Source organism: Acidovorax sp., from assembly GCF_046314175.1.
GTDB lineage: Bacteria > Pseudomonadota > Gammaproteobacteria > Burkholderiales > Burkholderiaceae_C > Acidovorax.
The window spans coordinates 1-5,010 of the sequence record NZ_JBKBXG010000169.1 but is presented as its reverse complement, the minus strand read 5'-3'; the positions used below and the strand labels follow the sequence as shown (position 1 = coordinate 5,010).

General features: G+C 70.3%; 3 protein-coding genes. 2 read left to right on the top strand and 1 reads right to left on the bottom strand.

Translation table 11 applies throughout. The features are described from left to right. On the top strand, positions 1–1,214 hold a 1,214-nt coding region (locus ACK4OE_RS25125; protein WP_409889151.1), incomplete at its 5' end, for an adenylate/guanylate cyclase domain-containing protein. A gap of 29 nt (positions 1,215–1,243) precedes the next feature. Beyond that, positions 1,244–4,711, top strand: a complete 3,468-nt coding sequence (locus ACK4OE_RS25120; RefSeq protein WP_409889150.1) for a FecR domain-containing protein — start codon at positions 1,244–1,246, stop codon at positions 4,709–4,711. A gap of 78 nt (positions 4,712–4,789) precedes the next feature. Here the strand turns inward: ACK4OE_RS25120 and ACK4OE_RS25115 are convergent. After that, the coding region (locus ACK4OE_RS25115; protein WP_409889149.1) for a DUF1508 domain-containing protein at positions 4,790–5,010 on the bottom strand (221 nt) is incomplete at its 5' end.

Here is a 5,010-nt window from a genome sequence, read left to right as displayed (position 1 = left end):
CCGGCGTGTTCCTGCATGCCACGGCGCTCGCCAATGGGCTCGCGGGCGACTGGATCGTGCCCGCACACCCGGCTTTGCCGCTGCTGCAGGCTGCGCTGGCGGTCGCACTGGTGGCATGGCGCACGCGGCGCTTCAGCGCCTGGCGCGCCACTGCCTGGACCGCCGCGCTGGTGCTGCTGGCAGTGCTGGGCGCAGGCGGTGCGCTGGTGGCGGGTGTGTGGTGGAGCGCACTGCCCACCGTGGCCGCGCTGGCCCTGCACCTGAACGTGGCAGCCATTGGCAGCTACTGGCGCGAGCGCCGCCGCCGCGAACAACTGCGCAGCGAATTCGGGCGCTATGTGCCGCCGGCCGTGGTCGACGCGCTGGCGGCAGATATCGAAGCCGCCGCACCCGCCCTGCGGGGCGAGCGGCGTGTGCTCACGCTGCTGTTTTCCGACCTGGCAGGCTTTACCGCGGCCAGCGAACACCTGCCGCCCGAAGCCGTGGCCCGGGCGCTGAATGCATATTTTTCGCGCATGACCCATGTGGTGCATGCTCATGGCGGCACGCTGGACAAGTTCATCGGCGATGCGGTCATGGCCTTCTGGAACGCCCCCTTGCCCGAGCCTGCCCACGCGGCCCGGGCGCTGGCCTGCGCACAGGCCATGCAGCTGGAGATGGCAACCCTGCGCGCGCAGTGGCAGGGCACACCGTTTGCCCATGTGCAGTTGCGTATCGGCCTGCACACGGGCGAAGCGGCGGTAGGGCCGCTGGGGTCGCACGAACGGTTTACCTACACCGCCGTCGGCGATGCGGTGAACACCGCTGCGCGGCTGGAGGGCGCCAACAAGGCCTTTGGCACCGGCGTGCTGCTGTCCGGCGCCACACAGGCCGCCTTGCCCGCCGGTGACCCGCTGCGGGCGCGCCTGCTCTGGCTCGACACCGTGGTGCTGGCGGGGCGCAGCAGCGGTCTGGACGTGTACACCCTCTGCGACGACCTGACCCTGGTTGCCACCAGCCTGGCGCTGCACCGCCACCTGCAGGCGGGTGAGTGGGCGCTTGCGCTCGCGGGCTGTACCGACTGGCAGGCCCATGCCCGGCTGCTGGCGCCGCAGTGGGTGGCGCACGCCGATCTGTTGTACGCACGTGTAAGGGCCGTCGCAGACACGGCTGGGGCTGCGCAGGCGAAGGGTGCGCCTGCAGGCTTCAGCGCCCGCGCGCTCGACAAATCCTGACCCCGCGATTGATGATGAAAGGCCACGCCATGCCATCCCGTCGTTCTTGCTGGTGGACCCCCGTGGGGCTGATGTTGGGGGCGCTGGGCGCCACCCCGGCCTGGGCGCAGTGCGCGGGCGTGTCGCTCGCGCCCGGAGCGTCTGCGGCGCAGATCGTGGCGCTGGCGGGCCAGGGGCAGACCCGTGCGCCAGGTGTCGAGCCGTGGTCGCCCGCCGCACTGGCCCAGCAACTGGGGGCGGGGGCCGACATGCGCACGTTGGCGCTGTCGTCGGCCGCGCTCCTGCTGGCCGACCGTACCCAGATCCGCATGTCGGCCAACGCGCAACTGCGCCTGTGCGAAGCGCAGCCCCACCGCACCCTGCTGGAGCTGGCCGCCGGGCGCCTGTGGGCCCGCACCAAAAAAACCCCCGCCACGCTGCAACTGCAAACCCCCGCCGCGCTGGCGGCGGTGCGGGGTACCGATTGGGATGTGGAGGTGGATGCCGCCGGGCGCACCACGTTCACGGTGCTGTCGGGGCAGGTGGAGCTGTCCAACGCCCAGGGCAGCGTGCAACTGGGCCCCGCAGAGCAAGGGTTTGTGGAGCCGGGCAAGGCTCCCATCAAACGGGTGTTGGTGAACCCGCGCGAGAGGGTGCAGTGGGTGACGGCCTACCCGGCAGATGCCACGCGCTGGGCAGAGTTTCAGCGCGCCGACATTTCACCCGCACTGGCTGCCGTGCGTACCGATCTGCTGGCGGGCAACTGGGGCGGCGCGCAGACGCGGTTGCGGGCGATGTCTACCCACGGCGAAAGCGCCGCTGTGGTGGAGCTGGTCCTTGCCGACCTGGAAGTTTTTGAGGGGCAGCTCGATGCTGCGCAAACCCGTCTTGCAAGCGCCTGGCAGCGCAGCCAAGATCCTCGCACCGCCGCGCGCCGCGCCGATCTGCTGCTGGCGCTGGACCGTTCTGCCGAGGCCCGTGCATGGATCGACACCACGCGAGCAGTAGCCCCCACATCGGTAGACCTGCTGCTGGCCGATGCCGACGCGCACCGCCTGGAAGGCCGGGGCGATGCCGCGCTGGCCCTGTACCGGCAGGCTGTGGTCCTCGCCGAGGTGGATGCGCAGCAGGTCGCAGCGTCAGACCCTGCAACCGCACGCCAGGCCGCCGCACAGAACCCCGCAACCATGCGGTGGGCCGCTGCACTCTGGGGCCTGGGCCGTGCCCTGCAAGAGCGCGGCGATCTGCACGCCGCCCGCGTCGCCCTGGCACGCGCGGTGCAACTGGCGCCCCAGCACCCCGGCTACCGCGCCGAGCAGGCCACCGCCGACACCGAGGCGCTGCGCCTGCCCGAGGCGCGCACGGGCTTTGACGAAGCCCTGGCGCTGGCGGGTGATGACTACACCAGCCTGGCGGGCGCCGGTTTGCTGGCCTTGCAGCGGGGCGACGCCGAGGCGGCGCGCACCCTGCTGCTCAAGGCGCTGGTGATCGAGCCGCGGTATGCGCGGGCCCAGGTGTGGCTGGCCGTGGCCGAATACCAGCTGGGCGAACGCGCTGCAGCGCTGGACTCGCTGGACCGCGCGCGCCTGGCCGACGCCAACGACCCGCTCCCCTGGCAGATCGAATCCATCCTGCGCAATGACAGCGGCGAGCCCGAGGCTGCCATGGCCGCCGCGCGCGAGGCGCTGGTGCGACTGCCTTACCTCAAGTCGCTCAATCCGCTGGTGTCTGACAGCCAGGGCTCGGCCAACCTGGGCAAGGCGCTGGGCGACTTCGGGATGGAGCATTGGGCGCGTGCCTATGCACAGCAGTCGTACTACCCGCTGTGGGCGGGCAGCCACTTCTTCATGGCCAACCGGTACGAGAGCGACTACAGCCGCAACTCCGAGCTGTACCAGGGCTACCTGGCCGACCCGCTGACGTTGGGCGTGGGTGAGCGGCAGGTGCCGGTGTTTCCCACCGAGGGGCAGGAAGCGGTGTGGGCCGCCAGCGCAGAGCGCAACCCCGTGCACACGGCCCTGGTGGGCGGCGTCACTCTGCGGGGGCTGGATGCCAGCACCGTGCCGATGGCCTGGCTGGCGCGCGCCTCCGGCTTGCGCCTGTCGCCAAGGGGCGGGTCTGGCGCTTACTGGTTGACCGCCCCCATGGCTACGCTGGGCTGGGGTGCGCGGCCTACCGACCGCCTGGGCGTGTTTGTGGTGCATGACCAGGGCTGGGACCGCGTGGGTTACCCGGGCGGGCTGGACCTGGGCTCGGCACGGTTTGACGGCGTGGCGCGCACCCACGCCGCGCGCACCGATGCAGGTGGTTCCTGGCGCTGGTCGGCCGACGCGCAGACCTGGCTCAAGCTGCACCACGTGCGCAGCACCAACACCCGGGAGCTGGACGTGGATGGCCTGGGCTTGCAGAACTCGCGGGTGCAGGAGCGCATGGATGGCGTGATGCTGCGGCATGTGGTGCAAACGCCCGGGCGGCGCATCAGCTTTGGCTGGGAGAACGTGCGGGCGCTGGGGCGTTCGGGCCTGTACGACCCGGGTGCGCCGTTCGAGGGCTCCGACGGCACCAGCACCGCACGGTTTGACATGCCCTGGCTGAACGCCGAGTGGCAGCACGGCCCGTGGGCCTGGGAGGCGGGCGTGGCCTGGCCCCAACTGCGCGCCCAGTCTGTGAACCGCTACTACAGCCTGGTCACCGACGAAGACTTTTTTGAGCCGGATACCACCGAGGGCGGCCACGCCCGGCGCCTGCGGCCACGCGCAGGCATTTCCTACCGCATCGGGCCCGGCAGGGCCCTGCATGCGGCTTACATCGAAAACGTGCACGCGCCCGCCACGCACACGCTGGCACCGGTAGCGGTGGGTGCCATCCCCATCGACCACCAGTACCAGCGCGTGGGCAGCCTGGTCCGCAAAAAGGCGGTGCAGCTGGACTGGGAGATGGACGCACGCACCTTCGCCTGGGGCATGCTCAGCAGCCAGACCATCACCAACCCCACCTTTGCCGACGGGCGCCTGTTGTTGCCCAACATGGGCAGCCTGGTGTCCGACCGGGCCGGTGTGCTGGCGCCTGTGGGGGTGTCGGGCCAGGTGGCCATTGACGCCTACAACGGCAACCCGTATTTCAGCGAGGGCCGCCTACACCAGGCCGGCGTGGCGCTGAACCGGGTGCTGGCGCCGCGCTGGAGTGTGCTTACCAGCTACACCTGGGCTGAGTCGCGCAACACCGGCGTGCAGCACGCGGGCAACCTGCTGCCGGGCGTGCCACAGCACACGGCCGTGCTGGCCAATGTGTGGAAGCATGGGGGGCGCGACCTGACGCTGGCGTCGCTGGTCTACCGGGGCTCGCGTTTTGCGGACGAGGCCAACACCGTGTCGCAGAGCGCGGGGTGGAGCTTCAACCTGGTGTTGTTCCGCGAATCCGCCGACCGCCGCTGGGCATGGACGGGCACGCTGCAAACCCCGCTGCACGGCACCGTGCGGCCCACGCTGTGGACCAGCCTGCGTTATCGCATGGATTAATGGTCTTTTTGGCCTCTGGCGTTTGCCTGGTATGCGCTAATAGCTATCAATATTGTAGTAAAGCGAAGCAATGCCGATTCACGCCGCAGCGTCCGCCAACGCCTTCAGCGCCGCAGCCACGTCGGCATCCACCACTCCATCCACGGGCGCCAGCTGGCCCGCCAGCGCGCCCAAGCCCTCGCGTTGCAGCCGCGCAATGGCCTGGCCTGCTTCCTTGGGAGCATCAAATCCGCTGCTTTGCAGCAGCAGGCGGCCGTCGGCGTCCACCAGCTTGAAGTAGAACTTGCCGTCGGCCTCGC